The 23,845-nt window shown below is 67.9% G+C and carries 22 protein-coding genes; 6 read left to right on the forward strand and 16 right to left on the reverse strand.

Going from position 1 to position 23,845, the window contains the following annotated elements; genetic code table 11:
• Nucleotide 1: 1 nt before the first annotated feature.
• Nucleotides 2–745, reverse strand: coding sequence for a zf-HC2 domain-containing protein (locus tag ACFWF1_RS32240; RefSeq protein ID WP_379285417.1), 744 nt, complete (start codon nt 743–745; stop codon nt 2–4).
• A 142-nt stretch (nt 746–887) separates the two neighbouring features.
• On the opposite strand from ACFWF1_RS32240, the gene sigC reads away from it, so the two are divergent.
• Nucleotides 888–1,454: an RNA polymerase sigma factor SigC gene (gene sigC, locus ACFWF1_RS32245; protein WP_379285416.1), complete on the forward strand. Its 567-nt coding sequence runs from the start codon at nt 888–890 to the stop codon at nt 1,452–1,454.
• Nucleotides 1,455–1,462: 8 nt separating this feature from the next.
• Here the strand turns inward: sigC and ACFWF1_RS32250 are convergent, their stop codons facing one another.
• Nucleotides 1,463–2,314: a helix-turn-helix transcriptional regulator gene (locus ACFWF1_RS32250; protein ID WP_379285414.1), complete on the reverse strand. Its 852-nt coding sequence runs from the start codon at nt 2,312–2,314 to the stop codon at nt 1,463–1,465.
• Nucleotides 2,315–2,401: 87 nt separating this feature from the next.
• Here ACFWF1_RS32250 and ACFWF1_RS32255 point away from each other — a divergent pair, with 87 nt between their 5' ends.
• Complete coding sequence (locus tag ACFWF1_RS32255) at nt 2,402–3,184, forward strand: SDR family NAD(P)-dependent oxidoreductase (RefSeq protein WP_379285413.1); 783 nt, start codon at nt 2,402–2,404, stop codon at nt 3,182–3,184.
• A 2-nt stretch (nt 3,185–3,186) separates the two neighbouring features.
• On the opposite strand, the gene ACFWF1_RS32260 is transcribed toward ACFWF1_RS32255, so the two are convergent.
• From ACFWF1_RS32260 to ACFWF1_RS32295, 8 genes are read right to left on the reverse strand one after another with little or no spacing between them, the layout of a single operon-like run.
• Complete coding sequence (locus ACFWF1_RS32260) at nt 3,187–3,975, reverse strand: ABC transporter ATP-binding protein (protein WP_379285412.1); 789 nt, start codon at nt 3,973–3,975, stop codon at nt 3,187–3,189.
• Complete coding sequence (locus ACFWF1_RS32265; RefSeq protein ID WP_379285410.1) at nt 3,972–5,018, reverse strand: FecCD family ABC transporter permease; 1,047 nt, start codon at nt 5,016–5,018, stop codon at nt 3,972–3,974. Before ACFWF1_RS32265 ends, ACFWF1_RS32260 begins: the two co-directional genes overlap by 4 nt.
• Nucleotides 5,015–6,064 (reverse strand): ABC transporter substrate-binding protein, encoded by a 1,050-nt coding sequence (locus ACFWF1_RS32270; protein ID WP_379285408.1) that lies wholly within the window; start codon nt 6,062–6,064, stop codon nt 5,015–5,017. The genes ACFWF1_RS32265 and ACFWF1_RS32270 overlap by 4 nt, the downstream gene beginning before the upstream one ends.
• The gene (locus tag ACFWF1_RS32275) at nt 6,058–10,521 is read right to left on the reverse strand and encodes an amino acid adenylation domain-containing protein (protein WP_379285406.1); all 4,464 of its coding nucleotides are present in this window, start codon (nt 10,519–10,521) and stop codon (nt 6,058–6,060) included. Before ACFWF1_RS32275 ends, ACFWF1_RS32270 begins: the two co-directional genes overlap by 7 nt.
• 23 nt (nt 10,522–10,544) lie before the next feature.
• Nucleotides 10,545–10,781 (reverse strand): phosphopantetheine-binding protein, encoded by a 237-nt coding sequence (locus ACFWF1_RS32280; RefSeq protein ID WP_379285404.1) that lies wholly within the window; start codon nt 10,779–10,781, stop codon nt 10,545–10,547.
• 5 nt (nt 10,782–10,786) lie between these two features.
• Nucleotides 10,787–12,325, reverse strand: coding sequence for a long-chain-fatty-acid--CoA ligase (locus ACFWF1_RS32285; protein WP_379285403.1), 1,539 nt, complete (start codon nt 12,323–12,325; stop codon nt 10,787–10,789).
• Nucleotides 12,322–12,861 (reverse strand): FcoT family thioesterase, encoded by a 540-nt coding sequence (locus tag ACFWF1_RS32290; protein WP_379285401.1) that lies wholly within the window; start codon nt 12,859–12,861, stop codon nt 12,322–12,324. Before ACFWF1_RS32290 ends, ACFWF1_RS32285 begins: the two co-directional genes overlap by 4 nt.
• Nucleotides 12,858–13,733, reverse strand: a complete 876-nt coding sequence (locus ACFWF1_RS32295) for a TauD/TfdA dioxygenase family protein (RefSeq protein WP_379285400.1) — start codon at nt 13,731–13,733, stop codon at nt 12,858–12,860. Before ACFWF1_RS32295 ends, ACFWF1_RS32290 begins: the two co-directional genes overlap by 4 nt.
• A gap of 298 nt (nt 13,734–14,031) precedes the next feature.
• On the opposite strand from ACFWF1_RS32295, the gene ACFWF1_RS32300 reads away from it, so the two are divergent.
• Together ACFWF1_RS32300 and ACFWF1_RS32305 are read left to right on the forward strand one after the other, a co-directional pair.
• Nucleotides 14,032–14,709: a hypothetical protein gene (locus tag ACFWF1_RS32300; protein ID WP_379285399.1), complete on the forward strand. Its 678-nt coding sequence runs from the start codon at nt 14,032–14,034 to the stop codon at nt 14,707–14,709.
• A gap of 90 nt (nt 14,710–14,799) precedes the next feature.
• Entirely contained in the window at nt 14,800–15,231 is a 432-nt protein-coding gene (locus ACFWF1_RS32305) for an STAS domain-containing protein (RefSeq protein ID WP_379285398.1), read from the forward strand.
• 9 nt (nt 15,232–15,240) lie between these two features.
• Here ACFWF1_RS32305 and ACFWF1_RS32310 read toward each other — a convergent pair whose 3' ends face one another.
• Nucleotides 15,241–16,272, reverse strand: a complete 1,032-nt coding sequence (locus tag ACFWF1_RS32310) for a DoxX family protein (protein ID WP_379285396.1) — start codon at nt 16,270–16,272, stop codon at nt 15,241–15,243.
• A gap of 204 nt (nt 16,273–16,476) precedes the next feature.
• On the opposite strand from ACFWF1_RS32310, the gene ACFWF1_RS32315 reads away from it, so the two are divergent.
• On the forward strand, nt 16,477–16,761 hold the full coding sequence (locus tag ACFWF1_RS32315) for a hypothetical protein (protein WP_379285394.1): 285 nt from the start codon (nt 16,477–16,479) through the stop codon (nt 16,759–16,761).
• Nucleotides 16,762–16,771: 10 nt separating this feature from the next.
• Here the strand turns inward: ACFWF1_RS32315 and ACFWF1_RS32320 are convergent, their stop codons facing one another.
• The 5 genes from ACFWF1_RS32320 to ACFWF1_RS32340 form a co-directional block, all read right to left on the reverse strand.
• On the reverse strand, nt 16,772–17,629 hold the full coding sequence (locus ACFWF1_RS32320) for an alpha/beta fold hydrolase (RefSeq protein ID WP_379285393.1): 858 nt from the start codon (nt 17,627–17,629) through the stop codon (nt 16,772–16,774).
• Between the two features lie 110 nt (nt 17,630–17,739).
• On the reverse strand, nt 17,740–19,389 hold the full coding sequence (locus tag ACFWF1_RS32325) for a class I adenylate-forming enzyme family protein (protein ID WP_379285392.1): 1,650 nt from the start codon (nt 19,387–19,389) through the stop codon (nt 17,740–17,742).
• Nucleotides 19,390–19,406: 17 nt separating this feature from the next.
• The gene (locus ACFWF1_RS32330; protein ID WP_379285731.1) at nt 19,407–20,447 is read right to left on the reverse strand and encodes an NAD(P)-dependent alcohol dehydrogenase; all 1,041 of its coding nucleotides are present in this window, start codon (nt 20,445–20,447) and stop codon (nt 19,407–19,409) included.
• Nucleotides 20,447–21,592 (reverse strand): serine hydrolase domain-containing protein, encoded by a 1,146-nt coding sequence (locus ACFWF1_RS32335; RefSeq protein WP_379285390.1) that lies wholly within the window; start codon nt 21,590–21,592, stop codon nt 20,447–20,449. The genes ACFWF1_RS32330 and ACFWF1_RS32335 overlap by 1 nt, the downstream gene beginning before the upstream one ends.
• Before the next feature lie 4 nt (nt 21,593–21,596).
• Nucleotides 21,597–22,964 carry a flavin-containing monooxygenase gene (locus tag ACFWF1_RS32340; RefSeq protein ID WP_379285388.1) on the reverse strand — a complete coding sequence of 456 codons (1,368 nt, stop codon included), beginning with the start codon at nt 22,962–22,964 and terminating at the stop codon, nt 21,597–21,599.
• Nucleotides 22,965–23,203: 239 nt separating this feature from the next.
• On the opposite strand from ACFWF1_RS32340, the gene ACFWF1_RS32345 reads away from it, so the two are divergent.
• Complete coding sequence (locus ACFWF1_RS32345; RefSeq protein ID WP_379285386.1) at nt 23,204–23,833, forward strand: TetR/AcrR family transcriptional regulator; 630 nt, start codon at nt 23,204–23,206, stop codon at nt 23,831–23,833.
• Nucleotides 23,834–23,845 lie beyond the last annotated feature (12 nt).

The following is a 23,845-nucleotide window of genomic DNA, read 5'->3' on the forward strand; positions in this document are numbered from 1 at the left end:
TTCACGCGGCGGGATCTTGGGTCGAGCGGAGGTGGCGGGTGCGCCTGCCGAACTGCGCGCCGGGCGGCAGCACCAGGTCGGTCGGGACGCGGTCGCGGGTCGGCGGCGAGGTTTCCGGGCGGCGCGTTCGGTGCACGACGACGACCAGCACAAGGGCAACGACCAGCAGTCCGTGCGAGAGGACCCGGGAGATCGGCACCACGCCGGAGTACAAGTCGGACACCACGAACGCGCTCAACGCGGCGACCAGCACACCGAGCACCGGCAGCACTCCGGCGGCGGCGTGCGGCCGCAGCGCGCAGTAGATGAACCCGACACCGATCGCCAGGCTCCACGCGGTGCTCTCGTTGAGCAGGTGGCGCGTCATCTCGGCGCCGTGGTGGTGACTCATGCCGAAGTCGAGCCCGGCCAGCTGGGCGAGGGCCAACGCGCACTGCACAAGACCGAGCACACCGAGCAACACCCGCGTCAACGCGATTCGTGAGGTTGGGACGGCGGCGCGCAGCCTGGCCAGCGGCGCGGGCTGCGGCCGCTCCAACTCGGCGGCGGCGAAGATCGCGTCGGTCAGGTCCGGCGCGTACGCCGAGCCGCCGCACAATCGCTTCGAGGTCTCCACCGCGGCGACATACCAGGAGCAGCACTCGGCGCACTGCTCGAGGTGCTCGTCCACCCGGGCGGCGGGCACGGTTTCGCGCTCGCCGTCGATCCGGGCCGACAGCGCCGTCCGGCACACTTTGCACTCCACGTCCAGATTGTCGTCTATTCGGACACCGAAGTTCCCGGCGGTTGTTTTTGGTGGCGCCGCTCACGGAAACCAGCGTGGTGACCTGCGTTACCTCGGCCGGGCCGGTCCGTCGGCGTGGTGGCCGCGGGTTATTGTCGACACCATGCCGACGCCCGCCGAGGATGACGAGACGACCCGCCTGGCCCTGGCGGCGGCGCGTGGCGACCGGCGGGCACTGGAAGGTTTCATCCGGGCCACCCAGAAAGATGTGTGGCGGCTGCTCGCCCATCTGACCGAGGTCGGCCGGGCCGATGACCTGACCCAGGAGACCTACCTGCGGGCACTCGGCAGCATCAAGCGTTTCGAGGGCCGCGCCAGCGCGCGCACCTGGCTGCTGTCCATCGCGCGCCGGGTCGTGGTCGATCAGGTGCGGATGGCGGTGGCCCGGCCGAAGATCGCGCACGGCGTCGACTGGGTCGCGGCCGCCGACCGGCAGGTGCCGCGGCGCGACGGGCTGACCGAGATCGTCGAACTCAACCTGCTGCTGGACGATCTCGCGCCGGAGCGACGCGAGGCGCTGGTGCTCACCCAGGTGCTCGGGCTGTCCTACGCCGAAGCCGCCGCGGTCTGCGGCTGCCCGGTGGGCACGGTCCGCTCGCGGGTGGCTCGCGGTCGCGAAGATCTAGTCGCCGCAACAAGATTCGGCACACGGCGCAGCGCCAACGGCTGACGCCGAGCTCACGGCGTGGCGTCCATGCGCTGGGTACCGATGACCGACAGCAGCTGCAGGGCCTGCTCGGTCGGCGAGCCCGGGGTAGCGGTGTAGATCACGACTCGCTGGTCCCGGTCGGTGATGTCGAGGACATCGCAGTTGACGGCGATCGGCCCGACCAGCGGATGCTCGAAGGTCTTGCACAGGGCGGGCTCGGCACACACATCGTGGGATGCCCATAGACGGGCGAACTCCGGGCTTCCGGCGCGCAGCTCGGCCACCAGCTCGTTCACCTCCGGATCGTCCGGGTAGCGCGCGGCGGCGGCGCGCAGATCCTGGGCCGCGCTGCGGGCGAACGTGTCCGCGTCCGACACCCCGTACAACCGGCGCCCGTGCAGGCGCGGCCCAAGGAAGGTCCGCCGCACCAGGTTTCGGTCGCGTCGCGACAGCGCGGAGAAGTCCTCCATCAACGCGGCCGCCAGCTCGTTCCAGGCGAGCACCTCCCAGGTAGCCGAGGTCACGATCGCGGCGGCCTGCGGCAGCCGATGCAGCAGGTCGAGGATGCTCTGCCGCACCTCGCGTGACGGGCCGGCCGGTGGGCCGGGCGGTGCCCCGGCGAGATGGTGCAGATGGTCACGTTCGGCGTCCGAAAGGCGCAGTGCGCGAGTCAAACCGCTCAGCACCTCGCGCGATGGGCGCGGGCCACGGGCCTGTTCCAGCCGCGTGTAGTACTCGGTCGAGATGAAAGCCAGCTGCGCGGCCTCCTCGCGGCGCAGGCCCGGGGTGCGGCGCCGGGGCCCGGCGGGCAGACCCACGTCGGCCGGGGTGATCCGCTCCCGCCTGCTGCGCAGGAAGTCCGCCAGTTCTCGTCTGTCCACACCTTCAGTGTGCTCGGCGTTCGCGGAATCGAGCCAGGTACAGCCGGTACCTGGCTCGGCTCGGTGTTCGGGCCGAGGCTCGGAGCCATGGACAACACACTGACTACGCATGCGGGCCTACTGGCCGACAAGGTCGCCTTCATCACCGGTGCCGGACGCGGCATCGGCGCGGCCGCGGCCAGACTGTTCGCCAGGGAAGGTGCCCGGGTGATGCTCGCGGCCCGGACGGAGGCGCAGTTGCAGGCAGTGACCGAGGAGGTCAGGGCGGCGGGCGGCACCGCGGACTACGTGGTGTGCGACCTGGCCGACCCGGATAGCGTGCGCGCCGCCGTCGACCACACCGTCGACCGATACGGCCGGCTCGACGTCGCCTTCAACAACGGTGCGGCACTGGTGCCGTCCGGTCCGATGGATCAGGTGCGGGAGGCCGATTTCGACTATGTCTACGCCGTGAATCTCAAGGGCCCGTGGCTGTCCATGATCGCCGAGGTCGCCGCCATCCGGGCGACCGCGGGCACGGGCGCCATCGTCAACACCTCCAGCGTCGGCAGCCTGATGGGCAACTCGGAGCTGCCCGCCTACGGCGCGATGAAGCGCGCGGTCAACAGCCTCACCGAATCTGCCGCTGTCACTTACGGTCCGGAGGGCATCCGCGTCAATGCGATCGCACCGGGCAGCACGCTGACCGAGATGATCCAGGACTGGGAAGCGGACTCGCCGGGCGTCATCGAGCGGCTCAACGCACTCACCCCGCTGGGCCGGGTCGCCGACCCGGACGAAATCGCCCAGGCCGCAGCATGGTTGCTCAGCGACCGCTCTTCCTATGTGACCGGCACCGTCCTGCGCGTCGACGGCGGCCTGCGCGCGTGACGTTAGGCCTCTGCCAAAGGGTTTGCAGCGTAATGCAATCGGATGATGCCGTCGCTGTGGCGCGTCGCGGTGGCGTGCACGCCGAACACCTTTCGGAGTAGTTCCGGCGTCATCACCTCGAGTACCGCGCCCGCCGCGACGACGCTGCCGTGATCGAGGACCACCAGTCGATCGCAGCAGCGCACGGCGAGGTCGAGCTCATGCAGCACCGCGAGGGTGGTGATGCCGGTCGTGCGGATCAGGTCGAGAAGTTCGAAGCGGGCCCGGACGTCGAGGTGGTTGGTGAGCTCGTCGAGCACGAGCAGGCGCGGTTGTTGCGCGAGTGCCCTTGCGAGCAGGACACGCTGGCGTTCGCCGCCGGACAGGGAGCCGAGGGTGCGGTCGGCGTATGCGGTGCTGCCGGTCCGTGCCATGGCGTCGTCGACGGCCTGGTGGTCGGTCGCGGTATCCCGGCTGAACAGGCCGTGGTGCGGATTGCGGCCGAGCCCGACCACCTCGGCGACCGTGAGTTCCGGTGAGCCGGAACCATTCTGGAGGACGGCTGCGGTTGCGCGGGCTGCGGCGCGGATCGACATTCCGGCGATGTCGGAACCATCGATCGCGACGATGCCTGCGATCGGTTGTAGTGACCGGTAGATGGTGCGCAGCAAGGTGGTCTTGCCGCTGCCGTTCGGGCCGACGATGCCGACGACCGTGCCCGGCGGTGCGTGCAGGGTCACCTGGTCGAGGACCTGAGCGTCGCCGAACGTGACACTTACTCCGGCAACAGACAATTCGGCTGAGGACGTCATACCAGTCCACCGTTTCGGCGCAGCAACCAGAGGAAGAACGGCGCACCGAACGCGGCGGTGAAGATGCCGAGCGGCAATTCGTTCGGCGCGTCGATGGTGCGCGAAAGCAGGTCCACCGCAACCAGATATGCGGCGCCAATGAGCGCGGACAGCGGTAGCACCCGCCGATGGTCGAGGCCGAAGGCGAGGCGGACCAGGTGCGGAATCATCAAGCCGACGAAGCCGATTCCGCCCGCCACCGCGATCAGCACGCCGGTCAGCAGCGAGGCGAGCACCAGTAGCACGATCCGCAGCGCGCGCACGTCGACGCCGAGCGCGGTGGCCTGCTCATCGCCGGTGCCGAGGACATTGAGCCGACGGCCGAAGGCGAGGACTACGGCGACGGTCACCAGCACCACCACGGTGACTGTGCCGAGCCGATCCCAACTCGCCCCGGCGACGCTGCCCATCGTCCAGAACATCACTGTCCGTAGCTCATTCGGGGTGGCGCGCAACTGCAGGTAGTTCGTCGCAGCAAGGAGGAGGTAGCCCACCGCGACCCCCGCCAGCACCAAGCGGGTCGGCACCAACGTGCCGCGTTGTTGCCCGAGCAGGAACACCACAGCGATGGTCGCGATCGCGCCGCAGAAGGCGGCGGCGGTCACGCCGATGCCGCCGAGTACGCCACCGGCGGTGACGATCACGGTCACCGCGCCGAGCGAGGCGCCGGACGACAGCCCGAGCACGTACGGGTCGGCCAGCGGATTGTTCACCAGCGCTTGCAGAATCACGCCCGCCACGGCGAGACCGCAGCCGCACAGCGCGGCCAGGATCACCCGGGGCAGCCGGTAGTTCCAGACGATCTGGTCGACGGTGAAGCCGACATCCGGTGTCTTCCCGGACACATGGGCGAGGATCACCCGGCCGGTATCGGCAACGGACACGGTGACCGAGCCTGCCGCGACCGACAGCAGCATCACGGCGAGCAGGACCGCCGCCGCTACGGCGAGCGCGACCGGTAGCGGCGTCGCGGCCAGCGGTGGACGGGTGGCGCTGCGGGTCATCGGAACTGCTCGGGGTGCACCAGTTTCGCGATGCGCCGCACGGCCACGTCGTTGCTCGGGCCCAGGTAGATCGAATCCGACAGCACCGCATAGTTATTGGTCTTCGTGGCGCTCCACTGCGGGAACTGTTCGAGGATCCGCTTGGCGGCGGCGTCGATGTCGGGGCTGCGGTAGTTGACCACGATGAGCCCGTCGATCGGTGTCACCGCGAGCTGCTCCTTGCTGATCGTGACGAAGGTGGTGCCGTCGTCCCGGTTGAACGGGTTCACCCCGCCCGCCTTGTCGATGACGTCGTTCCAGATGCCGCCCGCCGCTATCGCGGAGAAGTCCGACGAGTCGCCCATGCCCATACCCGGGAAGACCAGCAGCACATTCCTCTTCGGTTGCCCGGCGACTCGGCCCGCGGCCTCGGCGACGGCGCGTTGCGAGTCGGCGATGACACGCTCGGCTCGGCCGGGCACGTCGAAGATGGCGCCGAGATCGCGCAGCAGGGCGTAGCTGTCCTCGATCGTCGGTGTGCCGGTGACGGCACCGGTGACGCTGCAATTCGCCCGGGGCACATAGGTATTGGCGCCCGCCGCGGCCAGCTCCTCGCGGGTCGCGAAACCCTGGTCGGCGGCGAAACCGCCACCGCCGGTGGAGATCACCAGGTCGGGGTGCTGATTCAGCATCGCCTCGCGGGGGATGTCCTGCAGGGCGTTCGGGGTGAACTTGCCGGTCGGCAGGGCATCGATCGCGGCGGCGCGGTCCGGTACGTCGGAGGCGCCGTAGGACTGCGCGTTGGCCACCACGCGGTCGGCGACGCCGAGTGCGATGAGCGAGGACACCTCGCCGACCGAGCCGCCGTTCATCACGACGACGCGTTTCGGTGCTTCAGTGAACGTGTAGGTCTTGCCGCAATTCTCCAGGGATATCGGGTATTTGGTGACACCCTCGGTCGCCGCGGACGGTTTGCTGTCCGCCGCGTCGGTCACCGACGTCGTGCAGCCGGTGACGGCGAGGGTGCTTGCCGCGAGCGTCAGTAGCAGCGCGCGTTTGATCAACATGGAAGCCTCTTCGATCGGTGCGCCAGGACCGGGACGGCCGGCGGCGCAGGGAAGAATTGGGTTTCGATCAGGTAGTCGATCCCGGCGGCGAGTACCGTGGCGGAATCCGGTTGGGGGAGAGATAAATCGGGGAGGTTGCCGCGCCCGTAGCTGACGGCGTCGCCAGGAGCTGCCAGGTGTGCGGTGTGCGCGCGGGCAATGGTCAACGAGTGGTCGTCCTGTGCCGACGCTCGATCCGCCATGGCGGTCAACCGCGCCTGCCAGATCGAGGACGGGATGGCCGCGATCGGGTAGCCACGATCACGCAGTGCATCGACGATGGTGGCGAACGTCAGCGCGTATTGGCTGGTCAGATGGAAGGTCCGGGCCGTCGGGCGGTGCGTGACCAGGTGCGCGATAGTGGCAGCGACCCAATCCACCGGCACCATGTCGATGGTGCCTGCCCCGTAGATCGCGTCCGGCACGGCCTCGAGCACGACCATCGCGCGGATCAGGCTCCAGAACGCGTCATCGGGGCCGGACGCTCCGGTGCGTGAGTGACCGCTGATGCGACCGGGGCGGTACACCGTGACCGGCACGCCACGCTCGGCTGCGGCGTACACCAGGCCCTCCGCCACCCACTTGCTGGCCACGTAGCCGTTGTGTGGCAACGAGGTCGCTGCCACCCGCCGGTCCTCGGTGAGGATCGGCGGGTTGCCGTCGATGGCGAAGGCGGTGTCGACGGAAGACACGAAGTGCACCGGCTTCGGCGTGCCGGTGGTCGCGAGACGCAGAATGCGTTCGGTGCCTTCGACATTCGCGGGACGTAGCCGGGAGTACGGCTCGAAGTGATGCACTCGAGCGCCGTTGTGCACGATGGCATCGACGGTGTCGGCCAACACCTGGTAGCGCGCGGGTGACAGGCCGAGCCGGGGCAGGGCGAGATCGCCCGCGATCGCGGTGACTCGGCGCGTGCGGCCGTCCGTCGGTGTGCTGCCGAGACCATAACGGGCAAAGGCGGATTGGATGCGACGCAGGGCTGCGGGATCGTCGTCAGCGCGCACCAAGCAGTACACGTGCAGCTCGGTACGCTCGAGCAGGGCCGCCAGCAGGAACGCGCCGAGAAATCCGGTGGCACCGGTGAGCAGCACCGTCTGTGGCTCCGCCGGTGGTTCGGCCGTCGCGCGGATGGTGCCGTCGAGCTGTGCGTCCGCTTCGAGATCGGCTGCCGTCCAGGTCGACTCGTCGCTGTCATGACCGGATTCGAGGCGTTCGGCGAGCCCGGCGACGGTGGGTGTGTCGAACATGGCGCGCAGATCCCATCGCACCCCGAAGGCTGCCCTGACGCCGTTCAGCACCCGCGCCGCGCGTAGCGAATGTCCACCGCGCGCGAAGAAGTCGTCGTCGATGCCGACCGACTCGACCTCGAGTGCCTCCGCGAAAAGCCGGGCCAGCGCGCGCTCGATGGGAGTGCGCGGGGGTCGCTCGGTGCACGCGGCGTCCGGTGGCGCGGGCAGTGCCGCTCGGTCCAGCTTTCCGTTCGTGGTGTGCGGCAGACGATCCAGCACGACAAACACCGCGGGCACCATGTAGTCGGGCAGCCGTCCCGCCATGTGCACACGCAGGGACTGCGTCTCGGGTTCGCCCGCGTCGGGTGTCGGTACCACGTAGGCGACGAGCACCTCGGCATGAACGCGCACCGCGGCCGCGTCGACCTGCGCATGTGTGGCAAGGGCCGCCTCTACCTCGCCGACCTCGATCCGGTAGCCGCGCAACGACATCTGGCTGTCGCCGCGGCCCAGGTATTCGAGGTGACCGTCCTTGTGCCACCGCACCAGATCTCCGGTGCGGTAGAGGCGGCTACCGTTCGAATCGAACGGGTCGGCCACGAAGCGCGCCGCGGTCGCCGCCGACCGGCCGAGATACCGCTGACCGACCGGCATTCCGCCGACATACAGTTCGCCGACCACTCCCGGCGGCACCGGACGCAAGCTTCGATCCACTACGTGGCAGCGGCCGTTGGTGACGGGAACCCCGATGGACGGCTGCGCATGCGCGTCGATGCCGGTCCAGGTGGCGTCGACGGTGCATTCCGTTGGGCCGTACAGGTTATAGACCGAGAGACCCGGCTCGGCCCGCAGTGCGGTCCACAGCGCCGGATCGGCCGCCTCACCGCCGAGCGCGATCACCGTCGGACGACGCGCCCCGGTGAGGAGTCCGGCGGTCAGTAGCTCGCGCGCGAAAGTCGGTGTGACATCGAGGAAGTCGATGCGCTGGTCTTGGATATAGCGGACCAGGCGATCAGGATCGCGCCGTAGGTCGTCATCGATGAAGTGCAGTTCGTGTCCCGCGAGCAGCCAGAGCAACCCTTCCCACGCGGTATCGAATGTCATTGACGCGGTCAGCGCCGCCCGCATCCGCCGCCCACCCCGCGCGGCCACCGCGGGCTCGATCAGCTGCTCGCGATGGTGGTGGTACAGATTCACCACCGATTGATGCGAAATGACGACGGCCTTGGGAGTTCCGGTGGTGCCCGAGGTGTGCACGATCCACGCCGGATGCTCAGGATGCAGTCGGATCGGGGGATGCGTGCGAAGGGGCACGGTGGCGCTCGCTGGGGCCACCATGTCTAGTGCGGATCGAACCGCACTCCTCGGGTTCGGGACTTCGCGGCCCGTGGGTGCTTCGCCCGTAGTCAGTGTCGTTGGCGTGAAGGGTAATTCGTCGAGATCAAGGACACGGTCGCGTAGTGCGTCGGGTATCGGCACGGCCAGCGTGGTCGTGGTGATGACGGCGGCGAGTTCTGTCCCGTCGGGGGCGTCCATCAGACCGTCGAGGAGCAGCGCCAATCGTGGCGCAGGCTGTCCGGGATCCAGCGGCACATACGTTGCACCACAGGCGAGTACAGCGAACAGCGCGGCGATCGCGTCGCTGGTTCGCGGAAGCAATACTGCTACGGCGTCACCGCTGCGAGTACCCGCAGCTGTCAGCGCGGCACTCAATTCTCGTGTTCGTGCGGCCAGTTCGGCATACGTGAGAGCGCACGGCGCGCCGGTGGCAACGAGCGCGGTAGCCGTCGAGGTGCGGGCTACCTGAGCGGCCAACAGATCGTGCACAGTGCTGTCGGGCCTTGGCCGATCGACGCCACGGCTGTTGGTGCGCAACCACTCTCGTTCGCCGGGAAGAAACAGATCGGCTGCGTCGAGCCGCTGCTCCGGCTGCTCCAGGATACGGCGGAGGAACGTCGTGAAGCGCTGCAGATGGGTGGCCAACTCGGCTGCCGTATACGCGCCAGGGTGACCGTCGAGGTAGAGCGTGGGGCCGGTGCCGTCGATTCGGTCGTAGAGGTTGAAGACCAGGTCATCGATCATGCCCGCGGTGACGTTGTGCACCGCACTGGTGCAATCGCCGAAGCTCAGGTCGTAGTCGAACAGCATGATGTTGACCGACGGCCCGTACATACTGCGATCGCTGCCGACCAAGCCCAGGTCACGGCGCACCTGCTCGCTGCGGTATCGCTGATGGCGCCTGCCGCGGACCAGGTGCCGCGCGACCCGGCCGGTGAGCTCCGTCAGCGTCGGATCGTCCGTGAAGTCGGTCCACAGGGCGACACCGTTGAGCGTCATGCACGGCACACGCAGCGCCGGAGTGCCGGTTCGAAGCATGACCGGCAGTGCGAGACACACCTCTTCGGCTCCGGTCATCCGGTGCACGTACGCGGCGATCGCGGCGGTGAGCACATCGGTCCAGTTGGCGCGCGCGGCTTCCGCGACGCTACGCAGCAGCGCGACCGTCTCGGGATCCAGTGAGGTGAACTCCCGAAGTGTTTGCCCCACAACCGATGACGAGTGTGCGGCCGCAGACAAAGTCACCGGCGCGGGCCGGTCGCGGAGGTAGTCGAGCCAGAACTCGCGGTCGCGCTCGACGTCCGCGGATTCGGCGTACGCGGCATCCGCCTCGAGCACGGCGTCCCACGACCCGAATGCGTAAGGCGGTAGCGCGGTTCCGGTCACGGTCGCCGTGTACAGCTCGGCAACACGTCGCGCGATCAGCGCCATCCCATAGCCGTCGAGCAGGATGTGATGCACCCGGTGGTACCAGAGCGTCCGCCGGGCATCGAGCCGGAACACGATGTGCGCGAAGAGGATGTCGCCGGTCAGGTCGACCGGTTGCGAAACGTCCCGGTCCATCAGATCAAGCGCGGCACGCAGCGGATCCGGTTCGCCCGAAACATCCACCACGCGGACTTCCCAGACGGGCGCCTGCACAACCTGCTGCGGTCCGTCCTCGATGAACCGAATATGCAACGCCGCAGCCTCATCGACCGCCGCGCGAATGGCGGTCGCCAGCACGTCCACCGCCACCGGCCCGGAAATATCCACGTACTCGGCGATATTGAAGACGGCCGAGGCCGGATCGAGCTGTTGACCGAGCCAGACGCCCAGCTGCGCGGAGGTCAGCGGCCGCCCCGCGGTCACGACGCCACCTCGCCGGCGCTCGCTCACGGCGCGGACCGCGGCGCGAGCAACGGCCACCAGGCGGCCAGCGTCGGATGCTCGGCCAGGTCCACGAAAGCCGGTGCCGCGCCGCGCGACTTCCAGCGTTCGATCAAGCCGATCAAGCGCACCGAGTCCAGTCCCGCGTCGAAAAGGTCATCGGTGTCGGCCAATTCGTGCGGCTCCAGATACAGCACATCGGCGATATCCGCCCGCACGGTGTCATAGGTGAGTGGTTCCATCGCGCTCAGTTGACCTGTCTTTCCCGGTCCGCCCAGAACCGGTCGCGCAGCTGCCAGCGCAAGATCTTGCCGCTCGGATTGCGCGGAATGCGTTCGACGAACTCGAAGCGCACCGGAATCTTGAACCAGGCCAGATGCTCCCGGCAGAACGTCATCAGCTCGCGCACCCGCACCTGCGCACCGGGCCTGCACGCGACGAACGCGTGCACCGATTCGCCGAGCGCGTCATCCGGCACGCCGATCACCGCCGAATCCGCCACGGCCGGATGCCGGGCGAGCGCGTTCTCGATCTCGGCGGGATAGATGTTCTCGCCGCCGACGATGATCATGTCCTTCAACCGGTCCCGGATGTAGAGGTAGCCGTCGGCATCGACGTATCCGGCGTCCCCGGTGTGGATCCAGCCGTCGATCAGGGTTTCCGCGGTGGCTTCCGGCAGATTCCAGTAGCCGAGCATCGCGGCAGGCGAGTGCAGGCAGATCTCACCCACCTCGCCGGGCTGCCGCGGCGTGCCGGCGGCGTCGATGATCCGCACGGACACACCGGGATACGGTCGACCTGCCGCGGCCAGCCGGTGATTGCCCGGCACATGTTCCTTGGGCGGCAGGCAGATCGCGGTGTTCCCGGTTTCGGTCAGCCCATAGATCTGCGCGAATTCGGCACCGAAGAGTTCCAAGGCTTCGCGTAGCAGCGTCTCCGAAATGGGTGATCCGCCATAGACGACCTTGCGCACCGAGCCGACCGTCTCCGGCGTCACCCGCGGCTCGCCGAGGATCAGTCGCAGCATCGACGGGACGACGCACATGGTGGTGATCCGGGCTTCCTCGACGATGGCCACCGCGGTGCTGCTGTCGAACTGTGGCATCGCCACATTGGTGATACCGGCCGCGAAACCCTGCATGGCCCACCAGATTCCACCGACGTGAAAGCCTGGAATGCCGATCAGATTGCGGTCGCCGTCGCGGAACTCGAGCCAGTCCAGCCCGGCCTCGTCGAGGGCGTCCGCGATGGCGAAGAAGCTGCGCTGCGCCAGCACAACACCTTTGGGTAACCCGGTGGTCCCGCTGGTGTAGAGCTGGATCACCGCGTCGTCGCGACCCGACGGGTGCTCGTCGGGATCCGGGTCGGCGACACCGGCCAGCCAGCCGGCGAACTCGTCACCAGCGAGCACGACCGACCGCACATCCGGTGCGGCAGACCGGGCGATGTCGGCGGTATCGGCGTCGACCAGCACGAGCGCGCTACCGGAATCGCGAATGATGTGCTCGACCTCCGGCGCGGTGAGCCGGAAATTTATCGGCACCAGCACCGCGCCGAGCCGCGCGCAGGCGAAGAACAGGCCGTAGTAGTAGACGGACTCCTTGCCCAGGTAGGCCACCCGGCCGCCCTTGGCGATCCCGGCCGCACGCAGCGCGCGGGCGAGCCGGATGCTGTCGGCGCGCAGCCGCGCGTAGTCGAGCCCCACTCCGGCGCAGGCGATGGCGAGGGTGTCCGGACGATTCCGCGCATGCTCGGCCAGCATCGAGGTGACGGTGGGCGCACTCATCGGACCGCCCCCAGCGGACGCGCGGCGGAAACGATGGCCAAACGGACGGTGCCCGCGCACAGCCCGCCGTTGTCGTCCCAGCAGCGGAACGACGTGTCCAGCGAGGTGAACGGCGCACCGTCGACCGAGCTCGTGCGTTCCTGACTACCACCCAGCGCGAACTCACCGTAGAACCGTCGCGGGTCGATCGGCCGCCGGTATTCGCTGTCGAGCCGGGTGATCAGGATGTCGGGTAGCTGGCGTCGCCAGTAGTCGTCCATGGTCCAGTCGCCGAACAGCGGGCCGACGTGATGCCGAACCAGCACCGCGATGGTCTGGTACAGCATCTGGTTGTAGCAGATGTTCACCTCGACCGAATTGAGGTGACCGGTCGCGTCGATGTAGCAGGACTCGGGAATCTCGAATGTGCCAGTGGCGCTGGCCTGTTCGCCCTGCGCCTCGACCGTCAGCGCGCGGAGATAACGACAATGCGGCTTGTAGCAGCGCAGCACCTCCGACAGCAGCAGCGGATCGTTCGGGAACACCTCGCCCGTCACGCCGGGATGCCCTCGTCGTCGTACACGGTGACCCGGTGCGACACCGCGGGCTCACTGGTGGAGTTGTGCAGCGCCCGGTGCACCAGGCTGCGGTTGTCCCAGATGAGCAGATCGCCCCGCTCGAAGGTCTGCAGACGGATCGCCGGGTGCTCGAAGGTGTCATCGAGCTGTCCTGTGGCAGAAAGCAATTCGTGCAGCAGATCGGGCCGATCGGTCCCGTCGGCCGCGGTGATGGATTCGGTGAGACCCTCGCTGACGTACACCACAGGCTCCCCGGTGTGCGGGTGCGCGTGGACGGTCGGCAGCGTCACCGGCGGCGTCTTGCGGTCGATCTCGGCGAGTACCTCCGAGATGGGCCGGTAGACATCGCTCGGCCGGATCTTGAAGTAGCGGCGGACACTGTGCGTCGCCACCGTATCGGCCACGGATTGCCGCAACTCGGGGCTGAGCTGCTGGTAGGCGCGGGCGAGGTCGATGAAATAGGTGCCCCGGCTGTGCGTCGGCACCACCTGGGTATGGGTGAAGGTCAGGTCGAACGGGCGCGCCATGAACTGGTAGTCCGAGTGCCAGAACTTCCCGGTCTTGGGCACACCGACCCGCTGCTCACCGGTGTCGACATTGGACGACACGAATACCTCGGGCACGTCCGGGTGGTGGTAGATCGGCTCGTAGTACCGGATCGGTTCGCCGAAACCGCTTGCCAGCGCCACGAATTGGCGCGGATCGAGCTCGATGCCCTTGATCACCGCGATCCGTTCGCGGTACACGGCGCGCTTGACCGCATGGATGTCATCGCGCGATGCAGGGTCGAAGTCCTCGACCACCACACCGAAATCTCCCTGCGGGCTGATCCGCATGGCTGTTCGCTGCATAGCCAGTTAGTCGGCCCACTACGCCCTGTAGTTCCCGGCAATTTCGAGTGATTTGTCCGTGCCGTTGCGGTCACTGTGAGCTGGACGACACTTGGCGCACGGCGGTTGCACGGCACGCCGACGTAGGGCTAGCGTCCTTCCGCGGCACCGAGTGCCGCTCCGCACGGCGACCCGACCAGTCTCGGCTGACTCGCCAATATTGCTTCTCTGCAACAACTTTCGTACTCAGCAGGGTGCCCCGAGCGCACCTGAGACCGCGCGCCCGGCACACGCCGAGGCGAGAAGATGAGGGATTCCCATGGGCAGAACAACATTCGTGGCAGTGGCGGCGTGCACGGTTGCCGCGCTGGTCGGTTCGGCGGGCACGTCACATGCCGACCCGACGGCACCCGAAATGCACTACACCGCAAGCATGGTCGATAAGTCCGTGGTGCTGACCACCGACGCGGGCACACTGACCGCCGCCGATGGACAGTTTCTGATCAACGACCGTACCGGCCGCGCGCTCGTGTCGATGCCGCTCAGCTATCAACGCGACAACATAGTGTGGCCGATCACAGCGAAGATCGACGGCAACACCGCCACCCTGACACCGAGTATCGATCCGGCCGCCGCCCACCCCGCCCCGGCCGAGCTGCGCGACATCGCCATTGACCCGCAATCCACCGACTTCAACACCGCCGTGATGAACTTCGCGACGGTGGCCGGCCTCGGCGTCGCCCTCGGCACCCTGATCGGCACGGCGATCGGCGCGGGCATCGGTTGCGTCGCGGGTGGCGCATTGGTCGGCGCGGCGGCGGCCGTCCCGACGATCGGCGTCCTCGCCGTCCCCGGCTTCCTCGGCGGCTGCCTGGTGACCGGCGCCGCCGCGGCCCCGATCGGCGCGATCATCGGCACCATCGCGCTCGGCGTCCCCGCCGCGGTGATCGGCGGCCTGCTGTTCGCGGGTGCACTGGGCAAACAAGCGGCGAGCTGACCGAAATCCGGTCGCTGTACAGACCTGACCTGCCATGCTTCACTTGGTAGACAGGTCTGTCCCGGACGGGGCAGGCCGAGGAGTCGGCATATGTCACTCAACGACGACGAGCGGTTCGCTGCCCCACCTCCGAACCGGTCGGCACTGGAAGTCACTGACATTCTTCGTTTTTCGGTGTGCCGTCCGCGCCGCAATATCGCCATGATGCTGGTGGACGGCGAAATCGATCTGCGTACCGCGCCGAGCTTCCGTGATCAGCTCTGCCGGGTGTTCGGTGCCGGGCCCGTCCTGATCGTGCTCGACCTGTCGCCGGTCACCTTCCTGGCCGCCGCCGGGCTCCGGGTACTCGTCGACGCCCAGGCGCAGGCCGAAAAGAGCAGGCGGCGAATGGTTTTGATCACCGATGCACGCTGTGTCGATCGCGCGCTGGAGGTGACCGGCTTGGCGCCCAGCTTCCATCGGGTGCGGTCGCTGGACGCCGCGCTGGCCGACGCCGCCGTCGGATACGAAGAGACGGCCTAGTCTTTCGGCTCAGTTCAGCCTTTTTTCGACGCGATGCCGCGCGGTATCGGCGAACCGGCCGCCGCGCTTGCGGGCGGTGTCGGCGAGTTCGGGACCACGCTCACGTGCGGTGTCGGCCAATTCGGCACTGCGCTCCTTGGCGACCTCCGCGAACTCGGCGCCACGCTCCTTGGCGAGTTCGGCCCATTCGGCGCCACGGTGCTTTGCCACATCGGCGAGTTCCGCGCCACGCTCCCTGGCCAATTCGGCCAGTTCCGCGCCGCGTTCACGCGCGAGCTCGGCCCACTTCGGTCCGCGCTCCTTGGCGAGTTCGGCCCATTCGGCGCCGCGATGCTTTGCCACATCGGCGAGTTCCGCGCCACGCTCCTTGGCCACGTCGGCCAGCGGGGCCGCGTGTTCCTTTGCAGCAGCGGCCCATTCGGGGCTGTGCTGCTGCACGGTCTCGGCGAGCTCGGAACCCTTCGCGGCCGCGGCACTACCGAAACTGCCTGCCGCCGAAGCGACTTCGTGTGCGCGACGCTTCAGCAGCTCACCGGTCGCGCCGTCCGAAGAACCGGTGAACGGCAGCGCTGCGGTGACCGTAGCGGCGGCATCGCGGGCGGCCCGCTTGCCGCGCCAGCCCAGCGACGGCTTGCCCTCGGTGTCGGCCGCGGCGATCATCAGCCCGCCGAGCAACCCGAGATCCTTGAGGAACGCGTTGCGCTTGCTCGCCTTCTGTGCCGGGTCCGGTTCGTTCCAGAAGTCCTGCTCGGTGACCGTGGCCGGGATGACGGTCGCGGCCAAGACCAGCGCGGCCAGGCGTGGCGCCTTGCCGAGGGCCAGCAGCACACCGCCAGCTACCTGCGCGCCCGCGTTGATCCGTACGGCAGTCCCCGGATCGCTCGGCAATTTCGCGGCGTACTCCTCGGGCAGCTGGCGCTGGCCCCGCTGCACCAGCTCGGTCGCCGCCTTGACGCGTGTTTCCGGGTGCCGCAACGTATCGACACCCTCCACGACAAAGACAGTGGCCAACAGCGGGCGGGCAAGTCGGCGTAACAACATGACGGATCCCTTTCCTCGACGGCTCTATTCGACCGGGTTCCCGGAAGGTCTCGCATCAAACCCGGTGGACGGGGAGTAACGGGCGTATCGGACGTCGAATCTACACCTGGTAACGGCAAATGTTGGGCGAACGATCAGCAGGGTGTGGATCCGAGGGAGATCCCCCCGACATGGCCCGCGCTGCGCCGCCGGAAGGTACCGCCGATGAACTCCACCACGGCCCCAACGACATTCGAGGCGATCGTCGCCCCGCTACCGGCCGCCCCTGGCTGCACTTTTCGCTTCGATACCGTCCCCTGCCGACATCGCGCCGAATGGTTCATCCGCAAACGGCCCTGCTGCCATGCCGAGGGCGTCGACTTCATGTGCGACACGTGTCACACCAGGATCAACTGGCTGCTCACCATCGGCATCGAATTCGAGTGCGCCGGTTGCGGTGTGCGCTCCGACAGCTTCCCGGCGCTGTATCCGACCGCGGCGCCGCTGTGAGGTGAGGTGATCAGGAACCGCCGACGGCCTTCGGGACGGTGGCCCGGCTCGTCGTCGCCAGGAAATCGGTGATGATCGCGGTGACCTTGTCCGGGTCCTCCACCATGGGCAGGTGGCCGCAGTCCGGCAGCTCGACGGCCGCCTGCACGTGCAGTCCGCGATTGAGGCGGGCACCGGCCTCGGCCGAGAGGATGCGGTTCTGCTTGCCCCAGATCGTGCAGATCGGCGGGAAGTCCGGCGGCGGGTCGAACCGGTCGAGGGCGGCGTAGCTGGGGAAGTCCTGGACCAGCTCGTGCAGGGCGTGCAGGCGGCCGCGATCGGACCAGTGCGCGCGCAGGCGGGGCGAGTGCTGCAGCCGCTGGCGCTTGCCGCGGGTGCCGAGCTGGTTGGCGACGATCAGCGAGACGGCGCGGCCGGGCAGCGCGAGCCTGCGGGCCAGCGGTCCGAGCGGCAGCCGCGCGTCCGCCCATGCCATCGGCGCGGACTGGCCGGAGCTGACGGTGTCCCAGGTCAGCGGGTTGATCAGCACCAGAGCCCGGACCCGGTCCGGATGCCCCATCGTGTAGCTCAGCGAGGTGGCGCTGCCGAGACAGTTGCCGACCAGCGCCACGTCGGTGAGCTGGTGGGTGTCCAAGAAGGCGTCGAGCATGCGCACATAGTCGGCGAGGCGGTAGCCGTCCGCCGGCTGGTCGGATTGACCGTAACCGGGCAGGTCGAGGGCGAATACCTGATGGTCGCGCCGCAGTGTCGCCACCTGGTCGTCCCAGATATGGCGTTGAGTGCCCGCGTTGTGCAGGAACACCACCGGCGCGCCGCTGCCGGCGCGGTCGAAGGCCACAGCTCTGCCCTGATGCTCGAAAATGTCCACATTGACTCCTCGCGAGCGGCCAGGCGAACACGTCGCCCGATCCCTTGACAATTTTACGATGTTGTCAAGCAGTGAGCTGGGACTTCGACGATTCCTGGCCCTGGGTCCGGTTACACCTCGATGCCGGTGCGCACGACCTTGCCGGTGGCGTTGCGCGGTAGCGCCGTGGTGGTGAGGCGCCAGCGCGCGGGCACCTTGTAATAGGCGATTCGTTCAGCGGTGAAGGCCTGAAGCTCCTCTTCGGTTGTCGCCGAGGTACTTTCGACGACGACCACAGCAGCGACCTGTTGGCCGAGGTCGGGGTGCGGTACGCCGATGACCGCGCATTCGCGGACCGCGGGGTGCTCCTCCAGGCACTGTTCGATCTCGGTGGGGTAGACGTTCTCGCCGCCGCGCAAAATGAGATCCGAACGCCGACCGGACAATCGGAGCCTGCCGTCGGTCAGCACGCCGATATCGCCGGTGCGCAGCCAGCGGTCCTCGGTGATCGCGGCGGCGGTCGCCGCCGCGTCGTCCCAGTAGCCGAGCATCACGTACACGCTGCGCACGCAGATCTCGCCCTCGGTGCCGTCCGGAACGACGTTGCCCGCGCTGTCGCGGATCTGCACCGCGGCCCCGATGACGGGGCGGCCCACCGTATCCGGGAACGCGGCGAGCTCGGCGGGACTGGCCAGGGTGGCCGCGGTGCTGCACTCGGTGAGCCCGTAGCTGGTCACCAGCGCGGTCTTGGCCACCGGAAGTTGTTCGCGCAGTTGATGTTGCAGCGCCGCCGAGGATGGTGCCGAGTTCAGCGAGAAGGAGGCCAGCGAGGACAGGTCGTACCGGGACAGGTCCTGCTCCAGCAGCCGGGTGGCCATGGTGGGCATGGCGCCCCAGTTGGTGATGTGTTCGCGTTCGATCAGACGCAGCACCCGATCCGCGTCGTAAGAGCCCTGGTAGATCATCGTGGTGTCGCCCGTCACCAGCCGCGGCACCACCAGGTTGTGCAGGCTGGCGATGTGGAACAGCGGGGAGGTGAGCAGAAACCTGCGGCCGCTCGGCGGTTCGGTGGCACCGGCGAACTCGGCGGCCAGGGCGTCGTTGAACTGGTGATAGCCGATGACCGCCAGCAGGTTTCGCTGCGAATGCACCGCGCCCTTGGGACGTCCGCTGGTGCCGCTGGTGTACAGGACGACCGCCGGGTCGTCCTCGTCGACCTCGGTCAATGGGATTGCGCCGCTGCCGAATTCGGTGATCAGCGCGGGCAGATCGTGTTCCATGGTGAGCACGGGCACGCGAATATCCAGCTCCGCCAATAGCGCCGCGCGTTTCGCGTCGACGACCAGCACGGCGGGCTTGGTGTGCTCGACACCGTAGGCGATCTCGCGCGGCGTCCACCAGGCGTTGTAGCCCACCGCGATCGCGCCGAGGCACTGCGCGGCCCAGAACGTCATCACCCATTCCGCGGTGTTCGCAGCCAGAATGCCGATCCGGTCGCCCTTTTCGATGCCGTACCGGTCGCGCAGCGCCCTGGCCAGCGCACCGACCGCAGCCGCGTGCTCGGTGAACGACAGCCGCCGCTCCTCGGTGACAAGGTAATCGCGCTCACCCCAGGTGATCGACGCGGCCAGCACATCACCGAGCGACTTCCCCCGGTGTCGCATTACCGGCACAGGTGCGCCGAGCACATCCTCGACCACCATCTCGAAGCGCCCACCGGGACCGGTCAGCCGGGCCACCGCCGCGGCGGCGAACGCCTGCGGATCGAAAGGCTTTGTCATCTACCACCACTCCCTGTCTACGGAACCAATACCGCGCGGCCGGTGACCAGGCCGCGTTCCAGCCGGTCGAGCGCGTCGCGGCCTGCGGCCAGGTCGTAACGCTCGACTTCGACCCTGAGCTTGCCCGAGTGGGCCAGGGCGACGGACTCGATCAAATCGGATTTGGTGCCGCCGTACGACTTTCGGACCGTGGCTCCCCACGGCCAGCCCTGCCCGGTCGCGGGGCTCGCCGTGATCTCCGGCGCGCCGCCGCCGAGGCCGATCATCCGGTAGGCGCCGTTGGGCGCCACCGATGCCACGGCGAGCGCCGCGGTCTGGTCGACACCGACGAAGTCGAAGATCGCGTCGGCCCCGCGACCGTCGGTGCGGTCCAGAATGTCGCGCGCGGTATCGGCACCGGCGAGCAGGCCTTCGGCCGCGCCGCAGCGGGCCGCCAAGTCGAGTTTGTCCGCGCCGATGTCGACGGCGATCACCCGGGCCGCACTGGTGGCGGCGAGAATCTGTACCGCGACATGCCCCAGCCCGCCGATGCCGATCACCACCGCGACCGCGCCGGGCCGAAGGTGTTCGCGCGCACCACGAATCGCGTGATAGCTGGACAATGCCGCGTCGGCGAGCGGGGCCGCCTGCCCGAAGTCGAGGTCACCGATCGGCACGAAAGAGCTTGCCGGAATACGGATGTACTCGGCCATGCCGCCGTCCGGGCCGAGCCCTGGACACGGCGGCATCGCGGTGCGGCCCGCCGCCAGGCAGACATTCTCGTTGCCGCGCACGCATTCCCGGCACCCGCCGCACGACCAGCACAGGTAGACGATGCCGCGTTCGCCCGCGGTGCGGCCGCCGACCTCGGCGCCGACCGCCTCGATGGTGCCCGCGACCTCGTGGCCGAGAGTCAGCGGCTCCGCGCGCATCCGGAACGGAATGTGCAGGACGTGCAGGTCGGAATGGCAGATCCCGGCCGCGCCGACTCGGAGCAGCAGATCGGTGGGACCGATCGCGGGAATCGGCACCTTGCGCAGTTCGAGCACGCCGGGCTCGGTCAGCTGCAGCGCTCGCATCATGCGCGGACTCCGACGGCCGTGAAGACCGAGCGCAGGTAGGCGTCGGCGCGCGGGGACCCGATCAGCCCCGGTGCCATCTTGTTCATGGTGTAGGCGAAGGTGATTCGATGATCCAGGTCGTTGACGACGATGGCGCCGCCGAGCCCGGCCCACCAGCAGACCCGGCCGCCGGGGACCTGCGGTGCGGTCTGGGGCTGGGGGAGTCCGTACCCGATGCCGAAGCGCAGTGGCACCAGCAGCGCCAAATCGGCGCCGTCCGACTGTTGTTCGAAGATCAGGTCGATTGTCCGCTCCGACAACATCCTTCGCCCGTCCAGCACCCCGCCACCGGAGACCAGTGACTGGATCCGGGCCACCGAACGGGCATTGCCGTGGCCGTTCACCGCGCCGATCTCGGCCTGCCGCCACGCGGCGCTGTTGGCCTCCTGCAGATCGAGCAGTGGACTGGTGAGCGTCTTGACCAGAATGCTCGTCTGATCGAGCGAGGCCATGTCGAACTGCAGCATCGGCGGCGGCACCAGCGGCGCGATCCGGTGGTGATGTTCGGGGCCGGTGCCGATATGGAAGTCCGCGCCCAGCGGACCGGCGAGTTCCTCGGCGAAGAATTGGCCGAGGCCACGGCCGGTGATGCGGCGAATCACCGCGCCGACCAGATGCCCGTAATTGAGCGCGTGATAGCCCGACGCGGTGCCCGGCTCCCACCACGGCGGCTGGGCCGCGAGCCGGGCGCCGGCCGCTTCGGTGTCGTAGATATCGGCCAGCTCGATCGGCCGCTCCCAGCCGGAGACCCCGGAGGTATGGCCGAGCAGGTGCCGAATCTCGATGTCGCCCTTGCCATTCGCCGCGAACTCGGGCCAGTAGTGGGCGACCCGCTGCCGGACATCCAACTCGCCACGATCGACCAGCAGCAGCGCGGACAGCGCGGTCATCGTCTTGCTGACCGAGAAGACGTTGACCAGGGTGTCCTCGGTCCACGGCACGGTGCGGCCGAGATCGCGGTACCCGCCCCAGATGTCGACGACGGGTTCGCCGTCGACAGTCACACAGATGGCCGCCCCGAGCTCCTCACCCGAGGCGAGCTGATTCGCCAATTCGTCTCGTACACTAGCGAATTGGTCGGTACAGAAGCCGGATATCGTCATCGTCTCACGCGTTCTCGAGCGCCCTGGCGGGCACCGGTAGCGCGTAGCCGTTCGCGGCGGCGCGCTTTGCCCCCCTTGCCATTTCCTTGTTCATATCGCGCACGTACGGCTCGAACTCGAGCTGGATGGTGTGCCGCGGCGAGTTGTAGTAGCGCCCGCTCCTGCGCTCCTCCGCCGCGCGGATCGCCTCGTGCATCTCCGACTCCGACGGCGGCAGGTACTTGCCGGTCAGGTAGGCGGCGACCAACTTGCTCTGCTGCTCAGCGAAGTTCACCAGCGTCGGCAGCGGTTGCGCCAGGCCGAGGAAGAACAGGTTGTCCACGCCCGGCTTCATCATCTGCTGGAACAGCGGGATCCGGTTCTGCTCGTCCGGCACCAGGTTCGGGTCCGAGAAGAACGGGAAGCTGATGTGATAGCCGGTGGCGCAGACGATCACGTCCACCTCCTCGGTGCTGCCGTCGGCGAAGCGAACGCGCGGGCCCGCCAACGCCGTGATGGCCGGTTTGAACGCGATATCGCCGCAGCCCGCGCGGTGCAGGAATTCCTCGCTGGCCGACGGATGTGCCTCGAACGGCCGGTGATCGGGCTTGGGTAACCCGTAGAATTCCATGTCGCCGCGGAACTTGCGGACGAAGCGCTGCTTGAGTTTCATGCTGAGCTTGCGCGGAATCCAGGCGGGCACACTCTGTTTGTCGCCGACCGTGCCGTGCACGTATTTCGGCAACACCCAGACACCGCGCCGGGCGGAAACGGTGAGCTTTTCCGCGACGAACCGCTGTGACAATTCCGAGGCGATGTCCAGCCCGGAATTGCCCATGCCGACCACGACGATCTTCTTGCCGCGCATATCGACCGGGTCGAACGGGTCGTTGTAGGCATGACTGTGGATCAGCACGCCGTCGAATTCGCCGGGATAGTCGGGGGTTCGCGGATCCCAGTGGTGACCGTTGCAGACGATCAATACGTCGTAATCCCGGGTGCGGCCGTCGCTGGCGGTGATCAGCCAGCGACCGTCGGCCTGCCGTTCGGCCGCAGTGACTTTGGTGTTGAACAGGATCTTGTCGCGGAAGCCGAAATGGTCGACGTAATCCTTGAAGTACTGGAACAGCTGCGAATGGTGCGGGAAATCCGGCCACCCTTCCGGCGCCGGATAGTCCTCGAAGGCCAGCCGGAACTTGCTGGTGTCGATGTGCAGCGATTGGTAGCACGCCGACATGCCGTTGGGATTCTTGAAGTACCAGTTGCCGCCGACCTCGTCGGACGCTTCGAACAGGTCGAACGGAATATCGAAGTCCTGCAGCCGTTTCGCGGTGGTGATCCCGGAGGGGCCTGCGCCGATGATGCAGACCTTGGGCAGAGTGGGTTGGGTCAATTCACTTGTCCTCGTGCTGGGAGGGCCGGTCACCTGCCTGCGGTGGCGCGCCCGGCGCCGAAACCGTCCGTAGCCGTTGGGCTTCCGGAGTGACGTAGGCAACAACGTAACACTCGCTAGACAGCGTGTCTAGTGAATGATGTATTGTCTAGTGAAGGCGGTGCGCAGCGCGGGCACCAGTAGACTTGCTCACCGAAAGTCGCACGTCAGCAGAACTTTCGACCGACACGAGGTAGCCGTTGCGTACCAACCCGAATCCCGCGGGCAGCAGTCTGCGGGACGAGCAGAAGCAGCAGACCAGGACCAGGCTGATGGCCGGTGCCAAGGAGCTGTTCAGCACGCGCGGTTACGCGGCGGTGCGGGTCGACGACATCGCCGCCGCGGTCGGCTGTAGTCGAGCCACCTTCTATCTGCACTTCACCAGCAAGCTCGAGGTGCTGCGCGCGATCGCCGAGCAGAGCACCGCCCCCAGCGCACTGCACTTCTACGAGGACCTGGATCGGGTGCTGGACACCGGCTCCCGAGCCGAGTTCGTCGCCTGGATGACCCGGGCCATCGAGTGGTTCCACGAATACCGCGACCTACTGCCCGCCTGGGACGAGGCCACCGCGTTGGAGCCGGAGTTCCGCGAGATCGCCCGCAACGGGATCATCGCCCTGCCCAACGCGATGACCTCCTACCTCGCCCGCTGGCCCGCTGAACGCGCCGACGAGGCCCGGCTGCGGGTGGAACTGCTTGTCGCCCAACTCGAACGCTTCTTCACCCGCTGGGCGGTGCAGGGCACCATCAATGTCTCCGCCGAACGGGCCGCCGAGGTGCTCACCGATATCTGGTTCCCCGCGCTGCGGGCACCGGTCGAACAAGGCTGATTCACGCGCGCC

Origin of the sequence: Nocardia sp. NPDC060255 (genome assembly GCF_042727395.1) — a bacterium.
Classification (GTDB): domain Bacteria; phylum Actinomycetota; class Actinomycetes; order Mycobacteriales; family Mycobacteriaceae; genus Nocardia.

Bases quoted from the DNA above. Each gene is read 5' to 3' on its own strand.
- ACFWF1_RS32325 (WP_379285392.1), bottom strand. From the start codon at position 19,389: ATGACAAAGCCTTTCGATCCGCAGGCGTTCGCCGCCGCGGCGGTGGCC.
- ACFWF1_RS32310 (WP_379285396.1), bottom strand. From the start codon at position 16,272: ATGTTGTTACGCCGACTTGCCCGCCCGCTGTTGGCCACTGTCTTTGTC.
- ACFWF1_RS32315 (WP_379285394.1), top strand. From the start codon at position 16,477: ATGAACTCCACCACGGCCCCAACGACATTCGAGGCGATCGTCGCCCCG.
- ACFWF1_RS32305 (WP_379285398.1), top strand. From the start codon at position 14,800: ATGTCACTCAACGACGACGAGCGGTTCGCTGCCCCACCTCCGAACCGG.
- ACFWF1_RS32255 (WP_379285413.1), top strand. From the start codon at position 2,402: ATGGACAACACACTGACTACGCATGCGGGCCTACTGGCCGACAAGGTC.
- ACFWF1_RS32280 (WP_379285404.1), bottom strand. From the start codon at position 10,781: ATGGAACCACTCACCTATGACACCGTGCGGGCGGATATCGCCGATGTG.
- ACFWF1_RS32285 (WP_379285403.1), bottom strand. From the start codon at position 12,325: ATGAGTGCGCCCACCGTCACCTCGATGCTGGCCGAGCATGCGCGGAAT.
- ACFWF1_RS32335 (WP_379285390.1), bottom strand. From the start codon at position 21,592: ATGACGATATCCGGCTTCTGTACCGACCAATTCGCTAGTGTACGAGAC.
- ACFWF1_RS32270 (WP_379285408.1), bottom strand. From the start codon at position 6,064: ATGTTGATCAAACGCGCGCTGCTACTGACGCTCGCGGCAAGCACCCTC.
- ACFWF1_RS32260 (WP_379285412.1), bottom strand. From the start codon at position 3,975: ATGACGTCCTCAGCCGAATTGTCTGTTGCCGGAGTAAGTGTCACGTTC.
- ACFWF1_RS32265 (WP_379285410.1), bottom strand. From the start codon at position 5,018: ATGACCCGCAGCGCCACCCGTCCACCGCTGGCCGCGACGCCGCTACCG.
- ACFWF1_RS32295 (WP_379285400.1), bottom strand. From the start codon at position 13,733: ATGCAGCGAACAGCCATGCGGATCAGCCCGCAGGGAGATTTCGGTGTG.
- ACFWF1_RS32300 (WP_379285399.1), top strand. From the start codon at position 14,032: ATGGGCAGAACAACATTCGTGGCAGTGGCGGCGTGCACGGTTGCCGCG.
- ACFWF1_RS32330 (WP_379285731.1), bottom strand. From the start codon at position 20,447: ATGCGAGCGCTGCAGCTGACCGAGCCCGGCGTGCTCGAACTGCGCAAG.
- sigC (WP_379285416.1), top strand. From the start codon at position 888: ATGCCGACGCCCGCCGAGGATGACGAGACGACCCGCCTGGCCCTGGCG.